Genomic DNA, 21953 nt, shown 5'->3' on the forward strand with positions numbered 1-21953 from the left:
GTAACAGTCGTTCTTTTTTTATTCTCCTGCGCTTTCAGGTGTAATCTCTGAAGGTTGTAATTGCATTAAATAATCCGCAATACTTTCCGCTTCTTCTTGACTGAGTTCTGGATATTGACCGGTCATTTTGTTCCCCGGCTTAATAGATTCAGGATCCATTATCCAGTCCACAAGATTTTCATTATCGTGCTCCAGTACACCGGCAACTCTGGAACGGTCTCCAAAGTTTGATAAGTTCGGCCCGATTGGCCCATTGTTCTCCGGTCCAGCTTCAATACCAGAAGCGGCAGAATCAATCGCATGGCAGTTCATGCAATTATTAGCTTCAAACAATTCCTGACCTTCCTGTGCATCAGCAGTTTCAGGTTCCGCTTCGGCATCCGTGTTTTGCATGTCTTCTACCCATTGGTCATACTCTTCAGGTGATACAGCAATCACTTTAAAATCCATTAATGAATGCGAAGGTCCGCATAACTCAGCACACTTACCCCAGTAGACCCCTTCTTCATAGGCTTCAATGTACATCGTATTTACATTCTCTGCGTTAACATCCATTTTCCCGGAAATTGATGGAACCCAAAATGAATGGATAACATCAGAAGAGAGCATATGTAAATAAACGCGCTCACCAGTAGGAATGTAAAGGTCTTGACTTGTTTGAATTTCCTCGCCCGGATACTCAAAATGCCACCAGTATTGGTTCCCTTTTACATTGACATTCGTGAGTTCGTCTGCACTGGAGTCATCTGCCAGATTAAATGTAGTTAAAACAGTCGGTACAGCAATAATTAATACCAATATGATTGGAATTACTGTCCATATTACTTCCAGCTTATGATTCCCTTCCACTTGTTCAGGAATATGGTTTTCCTGTCCTTTTTTCCTGCGAAAACGAACGAGTGTAATCACATAAATCACCATAACCACAATAAATACGCCAACCATGATTAATGTGGTCAGAAGAATAAGATCCATGGATTTTTCTGCTCCATACCCTTTAGGTTCAAGTGCAGTCAAGTTTTCGATTCCACAACCTGCAAGAAATAATGCCAACAGTGTGAATACGAATAATACTTTTGTTTTTCCCATCCAACCTTTCATGTAAGAATACCTCTCTTTCTTCTTGTTCTTTCCTTTTATATTTAAAATTTCAAGGAATAACAAACATTAATTAAATATCGGCAGTGTAACAATAATCATTAACGGAAAAAGAATTGTTAAATAATTCAATGAAAATATAAATACTAAATTAGCCCACTTTATATCTTTTTCCGTAAATAATCCTATAAAACCTATAATCAGCCACGCGACATTTAAAATAGTTGCTGCTACCGTAAAGGTTAATCCCAAAGCAGGAAGTAACAAAAACGGCAATGGTAGAAGGCAAGCAATATAGACAACAATTTGTCTTTTCGTTATACCCATACCTCTTACAACCGGCAGCATCGGTACACCGGCTGCCTTATACTCTTCTTTCTTTTTCATTGCTAATGCAAGAAAATGCGGTGTTTGCCATATAAACATAATCATAAACATGATAAGCGGAACCACGTGAAAAGAAGAATCGACTGCTGCCCAGCCGATAACAGGGGGCATCGCGCCGGATAAACTTCCAATAGCTGTGTTTAATGTGTATCTTCTTTTTGACCATATCGTATACAGTACGACATAACCAAACCAGCCTATAAAAGCAAATAGTGCTGCATACCAAGTGGTAAACATTAATACTGCAATCCCGAGAGCACTTATTACCATGCCCATTGTCAGTACTGTCCGTAATGAAAAGAATCCTGTTACAGTTGGTCTTTTCATTGTTCTGGACATCTTGGGATCAATATCTGCATCATACCAGTTATTGATAATACAACCGCCGGCAATTACTAAAGCACTTCCAATTATCATCAAAAGAAATGTCCCCCAATGATCACTAAAAGAGGCGTTTGTTAAAGCGATAGCGACAAAAAAACCTGTAATTGCCGTAATCAAATTTGAATTGACAATTCCGATTTTTACAAGCGCCTTCACTTCTGACAGAAAAACAGTTATTTTTTCTTTGGTTGAGATAGTGGTGTTTCCAATTAACTCCGAATAAGTCATATCTACTTTATCCATAATTTCCCCCCTTTGTACCAGTAGGAAGACATAATAATAAACAGAATACACGCTTTTGATTCTTATGTATTCCGTTTTCATCTCATTATAGCATGGATTTCTATGACAATCTAATGAACTTTTATATATTATTTTACAACAATTTGAACATTTCATTGAAAGGGTTTACTAAAAATAGATAAAGTAAATAAATTATGTATCTTTTCTTTGATTCGTGCTTGTTCCAAAAGAAGTAAAATAAGAGAAACAGTCCATTGAAAATCGCAGCCTTATTGGAAATTTACAGTCACCACGGCGTTTCATCACTCTCCATCTCAGAAACATTCTGAACCTTTCTATAAATAACATAACTGTTCTTTCCCATACTTGCCCATACTATATTTCTAGCAAACAAAATAAAATTATGCAAGCTTTTTTTATTTGCTGGTGAAAACTCTATTAAAACATGGTACGATAAATATTGGCATTTTATATCGTACAGATTTAGCGGTTGTTCTATTTTGTTCAAAATTGGAAAGCGTTTCCCGTATATTTTTTGATAAACTTAAAGAACGGGGGATATTAAATAAAAGCGAGGTTACATAGATATGTTGAAAAAACTAAAAATACTATCTGTGATAACGACCATTGGAATGCTTCCTCTTCTTTTAGGAGGAGCACTTGTTACAAAAACAGGTTCAGCAGATGGATGCGGGGACAGCTGGCCGCTGTGTGAAGGAGAACTTCTTCCTGCCAACCTTCATTTTGAAATGATTGTTGAACTAAGTCATCGAATGGTCAGCGGCGCAGTTGGTATATTGGTACTCTTACTTGCCATCCTGTCCTGGAGGGCGTACAGACATCACAAAGAAGTTATTTTCTTAAGCTTTTCCGCCCTATTCTTTATTATGCTGCAGGCACTGGTCGGTGCAGCAGCCGTAGTATGGGGACAATCCGATTTTATATTGGCTACACATTTCGGGATATCTTTAATTTGTTTTGCAGCCGTCTTTTTACTTATGCTATTATTCTTTGAAATTGATAAAAAATTACATACAGAAGATATCCATATTAAAAAGCCGCATCGAATTGAAATCTATGCGATAACGATTTACACGATGTGCGTCGTATACACCGGAGCGCTCGTACGTCATACGAATTCCATCCTGGACTGCCCGGATTGGCCATTTTGTTCCAATTCGGAGCCCTTTGCCCTTGCAAGCTATTCATTTAACCAATGGGTACAGACAGGACATCGTTTTGCCGCTGGAATCTTATTTTTATGGACACTCTTTTTGACAATACGTATGCTAAAGAAATACAGTCATAACCATGTTATGAAATGGGGCTGGATGATTACATTGGCGCTGATTACACTCCAGGTTATCTCTGGTTCACTGATCGTCCTTACACAGCTTAATTTATTCATTGCATTGGCTCATGCACTATTTATAACTTGTTATTTTGGGATGCTGAGTTACTTTATCCACCTCTCTTTCCGAAGCAGCAGAAGAGAGAAATAATAGAATTTGAACATTTTAATATTTACAAATAAAAGGAAGTCCTGCATATTCAAACAGGACTTCCTTTTACTTTCCTTATTCCAGTTCAATTAATAAATCATTTACACCAATCGAGCTTCCTGCCTGAACATGAATATCCTTGATAACCCCTTCTAATGGAGCTTGTACAGACGTTTCCATCTTCATGGCTTCATTTGTCATCAGATGCTGTCCTTTTTTAACCGTATCCCCTTTTGCACAATGTATCTCAAGAACGGTTCCAGGCATTGTCGCACCTACATGTTTCGGATTCGATTTATCTGCTTTCGGATTGGCTGCAATAGCAGACTCAATGCTGTTATCACGAACCGTAATTTCACGTGTCTGTCCATTTAGTTCAAAATAAACAACTCGTGTCCCGTCTTCTTTCGGTTCAGAAATCGAAACCAGTTTGACAATGAGTGTTTTCCCTTTTTCAATCTCTACCTCAATGACTTCACCCAGTTTCATACCATAGAAGAAAGTCGGCGTATCTAACACAGACATATCCCCATACGTATTCAAGAAGTCTTCGTAGTCTTTGAATACTTTTGGATAAAGTGCATTTGAAATTAAATCATGACTGCTGACTGGACGATTCAGCTCATTATAAAGCGTATCACGCATAGCCTCGAAATCGACATCCTCCAATAATTCACCTGGTCTGACGGTAATCGGTTCTTTATCTTTCAAAATCAGCTTCTGGAGTTTTTCCGGGAAACCTTGATAAGGCTGTCCAATATATCCTTGTGCAAATTCAATCACAGAATCAGGAAAATCAATGGACTCCCCTTTTTCATAAAGGCTTTCCTCTGTTAAATCGTTTTGCACCATAAAGAGTGCCATATCTCCCACGACTTTGGAAGATGGAGTCACTTTGACAATATCTCCAAACATATCATTCACTCGACGGAACATCGCTTTTACTTCGTTCCAGCGATCACCTAACCCAACAGCTTTTGCCTGCTGCTGCAGATTACTGTACTGACCGCCCGGCATTTCATGATGGTAGATTTCCGTATGCGGCGCCTTCAAACCACTTTCAAAATCTTTGTAGTACTGGCGCACGCCTTCCCAGTACTGCCCAATCTCTTCAAACTTTTCAACATTCAGCTCTGGCTGCTGCTCCGTTCCATCTAAAGCATAGTATAGAGACTGCGCACTCGGCTGTGACGTTGTTCCTGCCATTGAACCGACCGCAACATCTACCGCATCCACGCCTGCTTCAATCGCTTTGGAATAAGCATAGACACCATTTCCGCTTGTATCATGCGTATGCAAATGAATCGGAATATCTACTGTTTCTTTTAATGTGCTGACCAGCTGATAAGCAGCTTCCGGCTTGAGCAATCCGGCCATATCTTTAATTCCTAAAATATGTGCACCGGCTGTTTCTAATTCTTTTGCCATATTTTTATAGTAATCAATATCATATTTTTGTCTGCCTGTATCTAAGATATCACCGGTATAACAAATAGCCGCTTCTGCAATTTTATCGGTTTTGCGGACATTATCGATAGCTACCTGCATTCCTTCCACCCAGTTCAGGCTGTCGAAAATTCGGAAAACATCGATGCCTGCTTCCGCACTTTTCTTCACAAATAATTCGATCACATTATCTGAATAATTCTTATATCCAACCGCATTACTTGCACGAAGCAACATCTGGAACAGGACATTTGGCATACGTTTTCTTAGTTGCAGCAGTCTCTGCCAAGGATCTTCTTTTAAGAAACGGTAAGCTACATCATACGTTGCCCCGCCCCACATTTCTACAGAAAACAGATTAGGCAGTAATTTTGCAGTCGGCTCGGCAATATGCAATAAATCATTGGTACGAACCCGAGTAGCCAACAATGATTGATGTGCGTCACGGAATGTTGTATCTGTCAGCATCACCTTGTTTTGCTCTTTGAGCCATTTTGCCAACCCTTCCGGACCACGTTCATCTAAAATTTGTTTTGTTCCAGGTTGTGTGTTTATATCTTGCGTATCCGGAATAATGATGTTATCAAAGTCGGGTTTTTCTTGTTTTTCTGCCCCGTCCACACCATTTAATGTTGTATTCGCAATATACGTCAGCATTTTTGTTCCACGGTCACGTCGTACCGGGAAAATAAATAGCTCCGGTGTTTTATCAACGAACGTCGTATCATATGCTCCTGATAAAAATTGATCATGTAACATCACGTTCTCAAGAAATGGAATATTTGTCTTAATTCCTCTGATACGGAATTCTTTTAAATTTCGCACCATTTTAATTGTAGCTTGCTCAAAATCAAGTGCCCATGTAGAAACCTTCACCAATAACGAATCGTAGTGAGGGGAAATAATTGCTCCCTGATAGGCATTGCCGGCATCCAAACGGACACCAAAACCGCCGCCGCTGCGGTATGCATTAATCTTTCCGGTATCAGGCATAAAATCATTTAACGGGTCTTCCGATGTCACACGGGATTGGATCGCATACCCTTGCGTTGTAATCTTATCCTGTTCCGGAATACCAACTGCCTTATCATGCAGACCAAAACCATCAGCAACTTTTAATTGTGTCTGAACAATATCGACTCCCGTAATCATCTCTGTGATGGTATGTTCTACCTGCACACGCGGATTAACTTCGATGAAATAAAATTCATTATCCGTAACAAGAAACTCCACCGTACCGGCGTTGATATAATTGACATTTTCCATCAGATCAACAGCCGCCTGACAAATCGCTTCTCGTAAATCCTCATTCAACGAAATACTCGGAGCTACTTCGATCAACTTCTGGTGCCGGCGTTGAACAGAACAGTCCCTTTCATATAAATGAACAATATTCCCTTGTTTATCGCCAATAATTTGTACTTCAATATGCTTCGGATTTTCGATTAATTTTTCTACATAAATTTCATCATTACCAAATGCAGCCTTTGCTTCCGATTTTGCGCGGTCATAAGCATTCTCTACTTCATCCGCATCCTGGACAACACGCATTCCTCTTCCGCCGCCGCCAAGTGAAGCCTTAATAATAATGGGATAGCCATGTTTCTCTCCAAAAGCCTTTACTTCTTCTAAAGAATAAACAGGGCCGTCACTGCCCGGTATAATTGGCAATTCTGCAGCTAGTGCCTGTTCTCTTGCTTTTACTTTATCTCCAAACATATTTAAATGTTCGCTGGTAGGGCCAATAAAAATAATGCCCTCTTCTTCACATCTTTTTGCAAATTCAATGTTCTCGGAAAGAAATCCATACCCGGGGTGGATGGCATCCACGTCCACTTCTTTTGCTAAAGCGATGATTCCTTCAATATCTAAGTATGCGTCAATCGGTTTTTTTCCTTCACCGATTAAATAAGCTTCATCTGCTTTAAATCGGTGAAAAGAAGAAGAATCTTCTTTGGAATAAACAGCTACCGTGCGAATATTTAATTCGGTACAAGCCCGAAATACACGTATCGCAATTTCGCCTCTGTTTGCAACTAATACTTTGTTCATTTGCTTCAAATCACTCATGCTTTACCACCTCTGTTCGAATTGATAGATTTTCTATGAAATAAGCCGGCTTTAGGTGCCAGTTCTTCCTTTTCACTATCTTTCTGGTTAACTTGCATAGCTATATTATTAAGAATCCCCACAGCTATCATCATGAAAAGCAAGGAAGATCCTCCATAACTGACAAAAGGTAAAGGGACGCCAGTGATTGGCAGAATCCCGCTGATTGAGCCTAAATTAATAAAAGTTTGAATGCCTACCATTGATGAAATTCCAAGTGCTAGCAATGAACCAAAGCTGTCCTGGCATTTTCTTGAAATATAAAGTCCTCTAAAGACAATCGCAGCTAATAATCCTAAAACAATAGCCACGCCTATAAACCCGAGTTCTTCTGCAATGATAGCCATAATAAAATCTGTATGGCCTTCTACCAGAAAGCCCAGCTTTTGAATGCTTTGACCCAACCCTTCTCCTGTTAAACCGCCAACACCAATCGCAACATAGGATTGGATTAATTGGTACCCATTTAAATCCGGAGAATTAAACGGCTGGTAAGCACCCGTGAAACGGGAAAGCCTTTCTTCTGTTACCATGTTTGGAATAGCAAATGCCAGCAAAAGCAATCCGGCAAAAACAAGAATAGATAAATGCCTCCATTTAATACCAGAAGCAAAAATAACCGAACATGCCATTAAAAAAATAATGGCCGCTGTTCCAACATCCGGCTGGCCAACAATTAATGCAAGTACCACTGCTGTGATAATAAGCGGTGGCAATACCCCTTTACTGAATTGATCCAGATAAGCCTGCTTTTTTGAATAAATCGCAGACAAATATATAATCAGACCAAGCTTGGCAACCTCAGCAGGCTGCAGACTAAATGGACCAAACCGGAACCACGACCTTGCATTATTAACTGTATCCCCAAAGAAAAGAACAGCCACAAGCAAGATAATACAAGTGATAATAATTATTTTCATTATCCTTTGGTAGATTTGGTAAGGCAAATAGGATGTAATCACAAATCCTATCAGGGCAACAATAAAGAATATTATTTGTCTGTTAAGATAAAAGCTGCTGTCTGATCCTTCTACAACAGCTAACACCATACTTGCACTATATACCATCACGATGCCAAAACTAGCTAATAGAATTGGTGTAATCATCAATGTGAAATCGAAGTGTTTCCAATTTTTTAACATTATATTTTTCTCCTAGTCACTATGTAAGTTTAAGAGATTTTTAACAGTATATCATATTTGTTTATAGAGCTGTTATTTTTATCTCTCATTTGTCAGTATACATTTTTTAACATATACAAAACAATAGGGAGCTCTAAAAGATTTCATTCGAAGTCCAAGGCTATCGTTTTCTCACCTTGCATTTTCTCCTTCACTTACTTTGTACATATGTTACGATGCTATGTTTATTTTGCCGATGCTTTTTCTTTTTAAAAAGTTTCAACAAGCCCTAAACAGCCTCTTCTTCTGCTGCTTATACCAAAAGAAAAAAGCGCAAGCCCCTCTGTTAAAAAATAAAGAACGAACAGTCTCTATTTTCGCAGTGTGTTTCGACCGTCAGCCGAACCCCCTTTTTTGGCTTAGCGCTCAAACATGCAACTACACCTTCATAAGGATAAACAAACAATAATCGTTGTACTTGCTTATCTTTTAAAAAAACCTTGCCGCTCCTTACATTGGCAAAGTTTTATGTTGTACTGTAACAGTCATAGACAGTGATAATCACAAAGTATCTTGTGAAGCTTCATGCAGTATATTCAGCTTTTTCTCCAAGTTCCCCAATAGATTTCGCCCTTCATGCTCCGTAATCAGTTCTAAACGGACGGCAAAATCAATTTCTCTGGATAAACCAAACATTTGTGTATCCAGTACGTCCTCATACACAGGACATTGAGGCATTGTTAAATTTTCTATCTGAACCTCGATTAAACGAAGTATCTTGTCAGCATCAGCTTTCAAAAGAGCGTGGGCTTTTTCACGGTGATTAATCGTTACATCAGGCATCAATATAATCCCCTCCGCATATTATCATTCTTTATATAATATTATCGCTCCAAGCGCAAAAATGCAAATTTAACTTAAGTATTCTGTTAAATTTACATTGCTTATTCTTTTTTATAACAGATGGATTTTGACACATGTTATCGTTATCAACCGAAATAAAATAGATGAAAGTCATCTCGAACTTTGCTATTCTTGTAATTGGAAGTATGTGCAAACTGTATTTAAGAAGCAAGCGCTTCCGTATATTAGCTTGTAGTACTTGTATATAATTGAAATGAACTTAGGGGGATAAAATAAGATGATTGTCATGATTAAAGGAAACGTAGGATATCCGATCACGCTTGATCCGACTGTATGGATTTTCGATGATCGAAAAGTGGAACTGGAGCATGCTTTTATTGAAAAAGAAGAAGGAGAGACAAGCACATCCATTTTTCATAAGCCGCCGGTAAATCGGAGCATCTCCAAGATGGAAGGAGAAGAATATTTAAAAAATAGTTATGTGATTCCATTACATGATTTTCTGAACAACGCAGAACCAAAAAAGGACGCCCGGGAAATAGAATTTATTAAAAGCAGTGGTGAAAATGAAAAAATATCATTAGAAGATGCCAAAAACGGCTATTTGCTTTTTTCATTGGAAGGCAAGCCGCTTTTTGAAGATGGTCCAGTTCATTTTTACGATAAGGACGGATCTAATAAAGATAATCCGATTAAATTTATTAAAGAAATTCATGTTCATTAATTATCAACAAAGTCCGCTTGCCGTATGTTTCATACAAATTAGCAAGCGGACTCCTTTTTATTTATTTTCATTTTTCCGAGACAGATGATTCATTTCATCCTTTTTTTCATTATAATATTGTACTCCAAATTGAGATCCTTCAGAAACCATTTTAGCGTTTTCAAGCTGGTCCAATTCGTCTTCTTCAAATTGATCAGGTTTTCCTGCATTTTCAAAAACCCGCAATGTTTCAGTGGCCGAGTTTTCTTTTTTCCGTTTTTTTCTATCGGACAATAATACTCCGGCGACTCCTGCTCCTACTGCACCTAACGCTGATACAACATATCTTTTTTTCATCCTATCATCCTTTCAAACAATCAGACATTTCTTTCATCTTTAATCTTATCATTCCCGCTTCTCAGGATTTCAAACTTTGATAATTTATTTCGGATGAAAAAATATGCTATACTATATTTATAAAAGGTATTGTTTCATTATTTTTACCGAATTGAGGTGGAAACATGCAGGTTAAATGTACCATTTGTGATAAAGTGGAAGAAATAGACAAAGATTCACTGCATGCGAAAAGGTTACGTAACCGCAGAAAAAATATTCATTTATGTACCCCATGCTATAAACGCATTGAAGAGAATACGAAAAAAAGGCTGGCAACAGGAAATTTCCGCTTCTATCAAGAAGATAAGAAAGTAGATGACTACTTGTAAGCAGCTTTTCTTTATTTCATATAAAAAGCAGGAACCCGTATAGAAGTTCCTGCTTTTTTATTTTGCCATGTAATCCGTATCCAATTTTATACGTTCTCTTCCTTTACCTCTTTACGATGTTTTCGTTCACGATGTAATCGAAAACGATAAATGCCCAAAACTAAAATAATAACAATTAAACACTCAATCGTCGGCATCTGCATAACCGTTGAAAAAATGGTTATAACAAATGTGCCAATCATTAATAATATGTACACAATAATATTTTTCCCAATCGGGAGCTTCTTAGCAAACCCAAGCTGATAAGCGATTGCTAAAAGAATCAGGTTCATTACATAAAAAATCCAGAAAATATTATCTGTTCCATTTACTTCAAAGACATAATCAAATACCATCGTTTACATGCCACCTTATCTATGCGCTTCCTTTATCATACTAAAAGTGCTTTCATATGACTAGAGAAAAATGAAAAATTATATGTATGTTTTTTGAAGTTCATGGTTATATGCTTTATACTATTTTGTGGACAGATAGCAAAGGCGGTTGAAAAATGAAGAAATTAGATATTCCAATGCTATTATTAGCATGTCTTGTCGTATTGTTATTTATTTTAGTTGCATTAGCGATTGCTTTACGAAGTGTATGGGCTATCATTTTATGCATTATTCTTGCATTCGCAGTCTTCGGATACGGCATATCCAAAAAGAAAAAAAGGAAGGGATAATTACTTCCTTCCTTCCTTTAAAAATTCGATAATATAGTCGTGTATTGCAGGATTGGCTACGACAGCAGGTGACCTTTCCAGCGGATTCCACGGATTCCCGTCAACGTCACCGGCAACTCCGCCAACTTCTGTATTCAATATAATTCCACCTGCCACATCCCACGGCGCAAGACTTAATGCCAGGTAAGCGTCTTGTATGCCTTCCGCAACATGCGCCAGTTCTAATGCTGCAGATCCGATAGTCCGTGTGCCTCTTACTGTACGCACAAATTTTTGCATCACGGGATAATCCACTACCTTATTATCGCACAACCAAAAGTGATTCATCCCGACAATGGCTTCTTTGATTTTTTTCTCCTTATCCAGCGGAGCTAACCGGCTATCATTTTTAAAAGCACCTTCTCCACGCTTAGCATGGTATAAAATATCATCCATGACGTCATAAACAAACCCGATTTCACCTACGCCATTATGTAAAATACCAATAGATATAGCAAATGTTCGTTTTTGATGGACAAAGTTCATCGTACCGTCAATCGGATCAATAATCCATATGGTTCCGTCAACATGGGATAAGGTATCTCCAAATCCTTCTTCACCAATAATGTGGTGTTTCGGGTAACGGTGATGAATACGATCTACAAAGAACTTTTCCGTCTGTTTATCCAGTATCGTTACCAAGTCGTTCGGATTGGATTTTGTTTCAATATCTAAAGGTTCATTCATGTGCCCGCGAATTTGGGCGCCTGCTTCGTATATCCATTGTTTTGCTGTTTCATAAATTTCCTGTCTTTGTTGCTGATCCATTATACATCGCCTCCCAAAAGTGCAATTACACTTATTTTATCAGACTGCTCTCTATTAAACCAATCCCAGCCATTCCATTCTTAAGTGAAAGGCGCCTGCTTCATATAATCAACAAATAACCCTAATATGCACTTTCTCATCAAGAAAGCTGCTATATATTAGGGTAGGCGAGATGGATGTTAATCCATAAGATTCATCCACTGTTCACTGAGCTGTTTTAATTTCTCTTTTGATTTAATGATTTGTACCGTATCTTTTTCCTGCAACGCATCGTATAATGTTGCCAATTCATAATCAATCTCTAATTTAATGACAGGGAGACGTTCTTCTGCTTCTTTCCGTCGGAGAGCTTCCATCACATATTTCATCCTATCACTCCTTATGAGAGGGGTCATTTTCCAACTGCGAGCCGATTGTTATTTTCGTTTCATGTATGTGTTATATATTATGATTTACCGGATGAATTGTTCACCCTGAACAATAAATTTGGTTTATTGTTACCACTCTATTCCCCTTAATCATCAAATTAAAACCTTTTCTTATTTGAATGAATTTCATAATTGCTCTTTTTAAAAATACAAAGACGAACCGAATTTTCGAAAGTGTATTTTTAAAAACAAAATTATGCAGTTTGTTGTTGTTGAATAAGCTCAGCTTGGATGCGATCCGCAGCTAATTTGGAAGCATTATAAATCAAAGCGACCATATCAAAATGGACTTTCGCACGCTTTCCAGTACGATAACGAACATTGTTTAGCTGATAGAACTCTTTCAGATAAGCATTGACACGTTCTACTGCTGTCCGTTGTTTAAAAATCTTTTTCCAAGCTCTTGATCCGCGTGCAGGCGCAGTATAACGTCTTAAATCCGTAGTTATCTTGACTTTATACACTTTTTGACAGATACCTTCGTTCGCAAGTGGGCAGTCGCTGCATTCCTTTGGTCTGGTATATTTCAATGTTTCGTATTTTGGATCAAAGCTATCATATTTATAGGAATGTTCTCGAAAACAGGTTGGGGCAAAATTCTTATCAAACCCAATCATTTCGCCTTCATTGCGCTTATTATAGGCAATGACAGACTGTTGTCCCATGCGATGAATCTGTTCATAAATCGGCTCGAAATCGTAACCAGCATCTAGCGTATTATAATGAACAGTGGTAAGAGGAAGGCGCTGGTCCGTTCCCTTTAATAAGGCGATAGCGGCTTTTCCATCATTTAAGCTGCCAGATGAAAACAAGGATTGTAGAATATACTGGCTTGATGTACCAACTGCGAGATGTCCTTTGTAGCCAAACCAGTATTCATTTTTACCGTCTGCATTCTTTTTCACACCCCATTTGGGGGCTAGTGGTACTTCTGCACGCAAGATGTCTAACGGAACGTCTAACTGTGCTTCGATTTTCTTTTCATACAATGGCAGGTTTGCTTCCTTTTCTGCTTGTTCTTGAAGGTACTGTTCGCGTTCTTCTTTGGATTTACGCCCACGCTTTTTGGGCGCAGCTTCCGGTTTTTCTTCTTTTTGAACGGGTGCCTTATCTCGTGCTTCAAAATGGGTGGCATCAATGGCAATGACTTCATCGGCAATAAACCCTTCTGTGACAGCTGCCAGCGTTACGCTTTCGAAGGATTTTTCTAAAATATCTGATTCACTCAGTTTCGTTACGAGACGAGAATACGCAGCTTCTGATGGAATAGCGTCGGAAACCAGAAATCCGCAGTTCATTTTAAAGATAAAGTCATCATTGAGACGCTTGATTAAGTCTTTGATCGTTGGGATGCGTTCGATGTAGCGAATAAAAAAGGAAATAATCATCCCTGCATAATTTAGCTCAACAGGCGCTCCCAGCCGGGATTTCTTATTAATCGCATGATAAATAAGATCCAGATCAATCGCTGAAATAATCGCTTCATATTTTTGGGTAGGTTCCATGTCATATAATTCTTGGATGCCAAATAGGCTCGGTTGTCGTATAATGGTCATAAGAAGTACTCCTCCAGTCTTTTTATGGTTTTCTTGTCAACTACCATTATACAAGATTTGGGGAGGTACTTCTTTTTTCATGTCCTGAACTCATTGGGGCACAAGGGATAAGAATTATGAAATTCATTCATTTGTAAAAAGATCGGCTTTTTCCATTTTCTGCTCTGGCTTGACTTCTTTGTACAGATAAAGAATAATAATTTATATTAGCAATAGGATTTACAATGAAAGAAAGGATGACATTTGTGGAATTACGTCACTTTACAAAAGAAGATTTTCAAACGTTTACCATTGATGGTTTAGATGAACGTATGGAAGCTATACAGAAAAGAATCCAGCCAAAATTTCAAGCAATAGGTGAAGAACTTGTCTCCTATTTGTCAGAGAAAACAGATCAGGAGCTTTATTTACATATTGCGAGACACGCACGCAGAAGTGTTCATCCGCCTAATGACACATGGTTGGCAATTGCAGATAATAAAAGAGGATATAAAAAGCATCCCCATTTCCAAGTTGGATTATTTGATGATCATTTATTTATTTGGCTGGCACTTATTTATGAATTACCGAACAAACAAAAAATTGCAGAAAGCTATTTAGATCATTTTGAGGAAATCAAAAAGCTTCCTGCATCATTTGTTGTTTCATTAGACCATACAAAAAAAGATGCGGTTTCCTTAGAAGCGTTATCTGAAAAGGATTTAGAACGTTTTCGGGACGTGAAAAAAGCAGAATTTTTAATTGGCAGGCATTTATCCTATGATGATCCCATTTTACAAAATGATAAAGAATTATTTGCCACCATTACGGAAACATATGAACAGCTGCTCCCGCTTTATCAATTAGCAATTGACAGTCGAGATGCATAAGTAAATACACCCCCTTAAGCAATTTTCATGCTTAAGGGGGTGTATTTATTTCATGGAAATCAGCGTTTCATCAGACTCTCTTGCTTTTTTCACAACATGGTAGCTGGAATATCCGGAAGACCGCTTAAATTCTTCAAATATTTGTTTTTCCTCGCTTTTTGACGGAACAATCTCTTTGAAACGGCGATATAAAGAAAGTAGGTCTTCTCGTCTTACACCTTTTTCATATGCCTGTTCGATTAATGAGAAAAAATTAACGACATCAATAATTTCATTCGTCGACCATGTCTCATCCATGGGATATGCATAATTCATTTTGACACCTCTTTATTCCATTTTTCTTTCACCTGATCCGCTTCCTGTATGATGGTATCTATTACTTCCTTCACACTCAAAATTTGATGAATACGGCTTGCCCCTTGACCGGCCCAACCGAAACCTGCTGTCGTTTCACCGGTAGCGATATATTTTTGATTTACCTCTCCACTAATATAATTCTTTAACTGCTCATAATTATTCTCGTACTTGTTTTCAAGGGATAAAATATTTTCTGTAAAAGGGGTTCTGAGAGCTCTTGCCGGGGTACCTAAGGATCGTTTAATAACAACGGTATCTCCTTCTCCCGCAGCCACTATCGCTTTTTTATAATTTATATGCGCCTGAACTTCCTTTGTTGCAATAAACCTTGTCCCCATTTCAATCCCTTCTGCTCCAAGCGCAAGTGCAGCCATCAGCCCTCTTCCATCAACGATACCGCCGGATGCAATAACAGGAATATCAAGTTCATCTGCGACTTGTGGAGCTAGAACAATGGTGCCGGTGTCACTTCTTCCTAAGTGGCCCCCGCCTTCCTGTCCGACAACCATCACAGCATCCGCACCTAATTCTTGTGCTTTCACTGCCTGTCTGACAGATGCAACCAATACAAGTTTTTTGATAGGGTGGTCTTTTAACATATTTAATACACCGGCAGGATTTCCACCTGTAACGGAAACAACAGGTACTTGCTCTTCTATAGCGACTTTTACCATATGGTCATACTTTCTGCCGTGCTGACCAATAGCAAAGTTTACACCGAATGGCCGGTCTGTTAACTGTTTTACCTTTTGTATTTCTTTCTGCAGATTTTCAGGAGAGGCCAGGCTCATTGCCGTAACCTGTCCCAGTCCTCCCGCATTGCTCACTGCCGCAGCCAAATCAGCATATGCCAAGTATGCCAATCCACCTTGAATAATTGGATATTTTATATTTAACAGCTTGGTTATCCTTGTTTGATACACGCTTTTCCCTCCACCTGACTCTATTCTGATGTTTCAATTAAGTTGGGATCCGCTATCTCATAACCTTGATCTCTCAGACCATCAATAACATCCCCTAAAGCTTCATTCGTCCATTCACGATCGTGCATAAGCAAATTCGAACCTGCATGAAGCAATGATTGATCCTCACCTATTTCAGGCGCTTCTCCTGAAATCAGAGCTTCTTTTAATTTGTCCGCATCTTCATAAGGCTCAAAATAATCAAAGCCGTATGTCCAATTCATTAAAACCATTCCTTCATCTTTGACGACCTCACGTGAATGATCGGAATTAGCGCCATGCGGTGCACGGAAAAATTCAGGACGTTCTCCAATAATATCTTCAATTTTATCGTTTAGACTGACAATCTCCTCTGTCTGTTCATCCTCAGGGATATCTGGAATAACAGGATGAGAATATGTATGATTACCAATTGGAAATCCCATGTCATGAATAGCTTTTAATTCTTCTTGCCCTTCCTCATCTTCAATGAAGTGGCCATTGACAAAGAAAATTGCTTTCGCATCCTTTTCCTGCAATGTTTCAGCCATTTCCATCGCATACTCATCCGGCGCATCATCAATAGTGAGAAGGACAACATCTTCATCCGCGTCATCAATAGGATGGATAGAAGCTGTTTCTTCATCAATATAATAAATCGGTTCTTGATTTTCTGCGCTCTCCTCCTCACTTCCTTCTTCCGCTTCTTCTTCATTTGTTCCGTCTTCATCAGAGCTTTCATTTTCTTGGCTCTCTGAATCATTTTCTGTTTCTTCTGTTTCATCCTCTGATTGTTCCGCACTGCTCTCTTCGTTATTATTTGAGCTGCACGCTGCCACCATGCCGAACATCAAAAACAATACGACAATAAGTACATTTTTTCGTGACATGTTATCAAAAACCTCCCCTATTTATTACTAAATTCTGATTTAATTATAGGTTAGTTTTTTATAATGGGCAACCAGTGTATGACGATTGTGTTTTTTAAGAAAAAAGTCGAAACATGTTTTGTTTTTATGAGAATGGGTATTTTACAAAGTAATATGTAAGAAGAATATACAGCACATAAAGAACTGCTGTCCTATTCTTATACATTTAGGAAACGGAGAGGGCTGATGTGAATCCAAAACGTGTAAAGCATGGACATAAGACTTATACAATTTTAAAATTCCTTATTCGATAAAACAGTTGACAATAAGGTTAAAGGATTGATAGTCTGATAAAGGTATTTTTTCTGATAAAGAGGCGCAGTGAATTGGTTTAATACCAGTCCAAACATAACATACAATTACTCTGGGCAGTGGATTATTTATGTTAAAATGCAGCAATTTGACCGACTTCATGCTTATTTGTAAACATCATTTGAAAAGTCTGGAAGCCTATTCCGGGAAACAGTGTAAATTAAAATTATATTTTATTCTTTTGGATTGTTTCATCTTACTTGTTCGTTTCCGGATAATCACCCCCTTCAAGGGAATAATAAACTGTACAAATCAGCTGAACTTTCCAAAATAACAACGATTAAACGGAATGGGTAATGATAGCACCCTCTAATCTACTTACTTTCCAAATTATAAGGAGGTCATAATTATTAAATCGAAAACACTCACACCCGTTTTTTGGGTATCTTTAACATTGATACTTATATTTCTTATTTGGGGAACTTTTTTCCCTGCAAATGTTGAATACGTACTAGGGATAATTGATGGTTTTATTTCGGATACCTTTGGCTGGTTTTATATGCTGGTTACTACAGGTTTCATTATTGTTGCATTGTTCCTCATCTTTGGACCATACGGAAAAATTAAACTAGGTAAACCGGATGATGAGCCGGAATATAACTATTTTACTTGGTTTGCGTTTTTATTCACCGCTGGTATGGGGGTTGGCCTCGTATTCTACGGTGTTACAGAACCTGTGTCTCATTATTATTCACCGTCTACTGCAGATCCTGAAACGACGGCTGCAACAGAAGAAGCATTACGTTATACCGTATTTCATTGGGGATTTCACCCATGGTCAACTTACGCAGTACTTGCTTTAGCACTTGCTTATTTTAAATTCCGTCATCGGGCTCCAGCTCTAATCAGTTCTGCTTTTGCACCACTGTTTGGTGACCGTACAAAAGGAATTCTGGGAATTTCTATTGATACACTTGCGGTATTTGCTACTGTATTTGGGATTGCAACGTCACTCGGGCTCGGTGCAACACAAATTACAGCAGGGTTAAATTTCACGTTTGAAGGGATTCCAAATAACTTCACAGTGAATATGATTGTGATTATAGTTATTACAGCCCTATTCATGCTTTCTGCTACGACAGGAATCAACAAAGGAATTCGCTATCTGAGCTGGACTAACGTTGTTCTTGCTATTGGATTGATGGTGTTTGTATTTGTTTTAGGTTCATCGACAAAAATGGTCGAAACTTTTACAACTACGTTGGGAAATTATTTGCAGAATCTCCCTAGTATGACATTTAGTACAAATGCATTTGAAGGAAATAGAGGATTCCTAAATGATTGGACACTATTTTATTGGGCATGGTGGATTGGTTGGTCCCCATTTGTCGGAACATTTATTGCCCGGGTTTCCAGAGGAAGAACAATTCGTGAATTTGTTATCGGAGTAACTGCTGTACCGGTGATATTCAGTGCCTTCTGGTTCTCTGTTTTTGGTATAGCAGGATTAGATATGGATATTTCGCAAGGCGGATCAATTTATCAGTTAATGAACGAACTGGGAGAAGAAGTAGCTTTATTCGCTTTCCTTGAGTCTTCACCGATGTCTTCCATTGTTATCGGTATTGCAGTACTCTTGATATCTTGTTTCTTTATCACTTCTGCCGACTCAGGAACTTTTGTACTCAGTATGCTTACAACAGGCGGTAAACTAAATCCGAATATGGGTGTAAAAGTTATCTGGGGAATCATTTTAGCGGCGATTGCTACCGTATTATTATGGTCTGGTGGTTTAAGCGCCTTAGAAATGGCCATGCTGATTGCAGCATTCCCATTTGCCTTCTTAATGATTCTTATGACAATTTCACTTTTCAAAGCACTGAGAAGTGAGCATAAGATTTTAACATTGGAAGCCAGACAACGCAGATATGATCCAAGCTTCCGGGAAAATCAGAGAAAAGAAATAAGAAGAATGAAAGAAGGATTCCAAAAAACACTGCCTGATAAGGATGAAGAAAACAAAGACAACTTTTAATTTCTAAAATAAAGTATTTAAAAATAGGCTTTATACTGCTGCAAAATAAAAATGATGTGCATTAAAAACGCTCCTTAAGTATCTTAATGATAACTTAAGGAGCGTTTTTAATGCCGTCTTCTTTTCGGTCATAATGATATCCTTTTTATCCGTATCCTCCAAGCTGTATACGCATACATTTCCATGGTATGTTGCTTTTTCTTTAAAAAGTATTACACTTTGCTACAAACGAATGTTACTCTGATATCATTTTCTTTACTATTTTATAACATCTGCTGATTTCGTGAATTTATTTGTTAAGCTAAATATAGCGAACGAAAATAAAAGAAGCTGCTTTTGTTTTCGGGAAGAGGTGACATAGAATGAAGAAAATTGGTATCATTCTACTATTATCTGTCTTCATGTCCCTGTTAAATAGCTGTCAGGCTGAAGAGGACTTACAAGTTATCGAATTTCAATTTACAGACTATCAAGTGATTTATGTTCCCCCAGAGGAAGATAACGAAGGCTATATGAATACATTCATTGATTTGAAGGCAAAGTATCCAGAAGAAATTAGCAGTCCAGAAAAGCGTACCATGGGCAATCAGGACTTACCTTCAGATTATACATTAAATAATAACAGTATTTATTTACTGAAAGACGAATCGGTTATTTACTCGAGTGAGAATGCCATGTCGTATGGAGACCTTATGAAGACATTGGAGTCCATTGTAAATACGGATGATCAATTGGTTTATTAATATGGAAAAGCGCCTTCAGAATGGATAGATAGCATAAAAAACACCATTTCTATCACGTCTTACTTATATAAAACATTAAAAAATGCTCCGGGGATATCCCCGGAGCATTTTTCTTTGTCTAAGCAATTATAAAGAAGACTTACGATGAGCAAGCCGACAGACGCAGACAGAAGTAAAGTCTTACTTATGCCCTGCGATAAGTCATCGGTTCGTTACCTCATCGTGAGGTTCCTTTATCACAAGAAATAAAGGAAATTCAACCGCCCCAAAAACAGGGGCGCAGCTTCTCCGTTTTGAAGCGGACACTTACCACTTTTGCTCTTACATTGTATGAATTGGTGTACCCAAAGCAACTTCTGCAGCTTCCATTGTAATCTCACCTAATGTAGGATGAGCATGGATTGTTAGTGCGATATCTTCTGCCGTCATACCAGATTCAATAGCCAATCCAATTTCAGCAATCATATCACTTGCATTTGGACCTGCAATTTGCCCGCCGATGATAAGACCATCTTCTTTACGGGTGATTAATTTCAGGAATCCTTCTGATGTATTTAATGATAGTGCACGTCCATTTGCTGCAAATGGGAATTTAGATGCTTTTACATCATACCCTTCATCTTTCGCAGCTTGTTCTGATAAACCTACTGTTGCCAACTCAGGCTCAGTAAATGCTACCGCCGGAATGGCATTGTAATCAATTGCTGCTTTTTCGCCGCTGATTGCTTCCGCTGCAATTTTCGCTTCATAAGATGCTTTATGCGCAAGCGCCGGACCAGGAACAATATCACCGATGGCAAAGATACTTTCTACAGAAGTTCTGCCTTGTTCATCCACTTTGATCAAACCTTTGTCATCCATTTCAACGCCGATTTGTTCTAAGCCAAGTTCTTCTGTGTTTGGACGGCGGCCTACTGTAACCAATACATAGTCAGCTTCAATGACTTCTTCTTCACCATTTGCTTCATAAGTCACTTTTACGCCGTTTTCTGTTTCTTCAGCACCTTTAGCCATTGCTTCCGTAACAACTTTAGCACCTTTTTTATCCAGCTCTTTTTTAACAACTTGTGTCAATTGCTTTTCAAATCCGCCAAGAATATCTTTTGCGCCTTCTAAGAAGGTTACTTCTGTCCCGAAGTTTGCATAAGCTGTACCAAGTTCTGTTCCAACATAACCAGAACCAATAACAACTAGTTTCTCTGGAACTTCAGACAGGTTCAATGCACCTGTAGAATCCAATACTCTTTCAGAGAATTTGAAAGAAGGAATTTCAATTGGTGAAGAGCCCGTACCAAGAATACAATTGTTAAACTTATACGTTTGAGAGTCTTTTTCACCAGCAACTTTTACTGAATGCTCATCAATAAAGTAAACTTCCCCTTTTACAATATCTACTTTATTTCCTTTTAAGAGCCCTTGAACACCAGAAGTAAGCTTATTTACAACAGAACCTTTCCACTCTTGTACTTTAGAAAAGTCAAGACTTACATTTTCTGTTGTAATCCCCAGTTCGTCAGTTCCTTTGGCATTTTGATATTTATGTCCAGCTTCAATAAGTGCTTTGGAAGGAATACATCCAACATTCAAGCACACGCCGCCTAAAGGTCCTTTGTCAACAATTGTAACCTTTTGTCCAAGCTGTGCCGCGCGGATTGCAGCGACATAGCCTCCTGGACCAGCACCAACGACAAGTGTATCTACTTCTACCGGAAAATCTCCTACTACCATGA

21 protein-coding genes are annotated in these 21953 nt (G+C 38.4%); 7 read left to right on the forward strand and 14 right to left on the reverse strand.

Annotated features, from left to right (window positions below; genetic code table 11):
* Positions 1-18 precede the first annotated feature (18 nt).
* A complete protein-coding gene (gene coxB, locus B7E05_RS14460; RefSeq protein WP_080874865.1) occupies positions 19-1101 on the reverse strand; it encodes a cytochrome c oxidase subunit II in 1083 nt (360 codons plus the stop codon).
* Positions 1102-1167: 66 nt separating this feature from the next.
* A complete protein-coding gene (gene cyoE, locus B7E05_RS14465) occupies positions 1168-2112 on the reverse strand; it encodes a heme o synthase (protein WP_080874866.1) in 945 nt (314 codons plus the stop codon).
* 587 nt (positions 2113-2699) lie between these two features.
* On the opposite strand from cyoE, the gene B7E05_RS14470 reads away from it, so the two are divergent.
* A complete protein-coding gene (locus tag B7E05_RS14470) occupies positions 2700-3614 on the forward strand; it encodes a COX15/CtaA family protein (protein ID WP_080874867.1) in 915 nt (304 codons plus the stop codon).
* A 75-nt stretch (positions 3615-3689) separates the two neighbouring features.
* Here B7E05_RS14470 and pyc read toward each other — a convergent pair whose 3' ends face one another.
* From pyc to B7E05_RS14485, 3 genes are all read right to left on the reverse strand, one after another.
* Positions 3690-7130 (reverse strand): pyruvate carboxylase, encoded by a 3441-nt coding sequence (pyc, locus tag B7E05_RS14475; RefSeq protein WP_080874868.1) that lies wholly within the window; start codon positions 7128-7130, stop codon positions 3690-3692.
* Positions 7127-8311, reverse strand: coding sequence for a putative lipid II flippase FtsW (gene ftsW / locus B7E05_RS14480; protein ID WP_080874869.1), 1185 nt, complete (start codon positions 8309-8311; stop codon positions 7127-7129). Before ftsW ends, pyc begins: the two co-directional genes overlap by 4 nt.
* A gap of 540 nt (positions 8312-8851) precedes the next feature.
* Positions 8852-9133, reverse strand: a complete 282-nt coding sequence (locus B7E05_RS14485; RefSeq protein ID WP_080874870.1) for an Fpa/YlaN family protein — start codon at positions 9131-9133, stop codon at positions 8852-8854.
* Positions 9134-9431: 298 nt separating this feature from the next.
* Between B7E05_RS14485 and B7E05_RS14490 the strand changes: the two genes are divergently transcribed.
* Positions 9432-9878 (forward strand): hypothetical protein, encoded by a 447-nt coding sequence (locus B7E05_RS14490; protein WP_080874871.1) that lies wholly within the window; start codon positions 9432-9434, stop codon positions 9876-9878.
* A 57-nt stretch (positions 9879-9935) separates the two neighbouring features.
* Here B7E05_RS14490 and B7E05_RS14495 read toward each other — a convergent pair whose 3' ends face one another.
* On the reverse strand, positions 9936-10214 hold the full coding sequence (locus B7E05_RS14495; RefSeq protein WP_080874872.1) for a hypothetical protein: 279 nt from the start codon (positions 10212-10214) through the stop codon (positions 9936-9938).
* Positions 10215-10378: 164 nt separating this feature from the next.
* Between B7E05_RS14495 and B7E05_RS14500 the strand changes: the two genes are divergently transcribed.
* Positions 10379-10582 (forward strand): YlaI family protein, encoded by a 204-nt coding sequence (locus B7E05_RS14500; RefSeq protein ID WP_080874873.1) that lies wholly within the window; start codon positions 10379-10381, stop codon positions 10580-10582.
* An 86-nt stretch (positions 10583-10668) separates the two neighbouring features.
* On the opposite strand, the gene B7E05_RS14505 is transcribed toward B7E05_RS14500, so the two are convergent.
* On the reverse strand, positions 10669-10977 hold the full coding sequence (locus B7E05_RS14505; protein ID WP_080874874.1) for a YlaH-like family protein: 309 nt from the start codon (positions 10975-10977) through the stop codon (positions 10669-10671).
* Positions 10978-11132: 155 nt separating this feature from the next.
* On the opposite strand from B7E05_RS14505, the gene B7E05_RS22190 reads away from it, so the two are divergent.
* Positions 11133-11306: a DUF5325 family protein gene (locus B7E05_RS22190; protein WP_179134545.1), complete on the forward strand. Its 174-nt coding sequence runs from the start codon at positions 11133-11135 to the stop codon at positions 11304-11306.
* Here the strand turns inward: B7E05_RS22190 and B7E05_RS14510 are convergent, their stop codons facing one another.
* The 3 genes from B7E05_RS14510 to B7E05_RS14520 all read right to left on the reverse strand — a co-directional run bounded on the left by B7E05_RS14510 (position 11307) and on the right by B7E05_RS14520 (position 14097).
* Positions 11307-12113 (reverse strand): inositol monophosphatase family protein, encoded by an 807-nt coding sequence (locus B7E05_RS14510; RefSeq protein ID WP_080874875.1) that lies wholly within the window; start codon positions 12111-12113, stop codon positions 11307-11309.
* Between the two features lie 179 nt (positions 12114-12292).
* Positions 12293-12481, reverse strand: a complete 189-nt coding sequence (locus B7E05_RS14515; protein ID WP_080874876.1) for a hypothetical protein — start codon at positions 12479-12481, stop codon at positions 12293-12295.
* Between the two features lie 254 nt (positions 12482-12735).
* Positions 12736-14097: a transposase gene (locus B7E05_RS14520; RefSeq protein ID WP_080873175.1), complete on the reverse strand. Its 1362-nt coding sequence runs from the start codon at positions 14095-14097 to the stop codon at positions 12736-12738.
* A gap of 236 nt (positions 14098-14333) precedes the next feature.
* Between B7E05_RS14520 and B7E05_RS14525 the strand changes: the two genes are divergently transcribed.
* Positions 14334-14966 carry a YktB family protein gene (locus tag B7E05_RS14525; RefSeq protein WP_080876322.1) on the forward strand — a complete coding sequence of 211 codons (633 nt, stop codon included), beginning with the start codon at positions 14334-14336 and terminating at the stop codon, positions 14964-14966.
* A 45-nt stretch (positions 14967-15011) separates the two neighbouring features.
* Here B7E05_RS14525 and B7E05_RS14530 read toward each other — a convergent pair whose 3' ends face one another.
* From B7E05_RS14530 to B7E05_RS14540, 3 genes are read right to left on the reverse strand one after another with little or no spacing between them, the layout of a single operon-like run.
* Positions 15012-15281 carry a UPF0223 family protein gene (locus tag B7E05_RS14530; protein WP_080874877.1) on the reverse strand — a complete coding sequence of 90 codons (270 nt, stop codon included), beginning with the start codon at positions 15279-15281 and terminating at the stop codon, positions 15012-15014.
* Positions 15278-16246: an NAD(P)H-dependent flavin oxidoreductase gene (locus B7E05_RS14535; protein ID WP_080874878.1), complete on the reverse strand. Its 969-nt coding sequence runs from the start codon at positions 16244-16246 to the stop codon at positions 15278-15280. The genes B7E05_RS14530 and B7E05_RS14535 overlap by 4 nt, the downstream gene beginning before the upstream one ends.
* A 20-nt stretch (positions 16247-16266) precedes the next feature.
* Positions 16267-17154: a polysaccharide deacetylase family protein gene (locus B7E05_RS14540; protein WP_080874879.1), complete on the reverse strand. Its 888-nt coding sequence runs from the start codon at positions 17152-17154 to the stop codon at positions 16267-16269.
* Between the two features lie 697 nt (positions 17155-17851).
* On the opposite strand from B7E05_RS14540, the gene B7E05_RS14545 reads away from it, so the two are divergent.
* Positions 17852-19480, forward strand: a complete 1629-nt coding sequence (locus tag B7E05_RS14545) for a BCCT family transporter (RefSeq protein WP_080874880.1) — start codon at positions 17852-17854, stop codon at positions 19478-19480.
* A gap of 362 nt (positions 19481-19842) precedes the next feature.
* Positions 19843-20223, forward strand: a complete 381-nt coding sequence (locus tag B7E05_RS14550) for a hypothetical protein (protein ID WP_080874881.1) — start codon at positions 19843-19845, stop codon at positions 20221-20223.
* Positions 20224-20544: 321 nt separating this feature from the next.
* Here the strand turns inward: B7E05_RS14550 and lpdA are convergent, their stop codons facing one another.
* On the reverse strand, positions 20545-21951 hold the full coding sequence (lpdA, locus tag B7E05_RS14555) for a dihydrolipoyl dehydrogenase (RefSeq protein WP_080874882.1): 1407 nt from the start codon (positions 21949-21951) through the stop codon (positions 20545-20547).
* Between the last annotated feature and the right edge of the window lie 2 nt (positions 21952-21953).

Source organism: Oceanobacillus timonensis, assembly GCF_900166635.1.
In the GTDB taxonomy this organism is placed as follows: Bacteria; Bacillota; Bacilli; order Bacillales; family Amphibacillaceae; genus Oceanobacillus; species Oceanobacillus timonensis.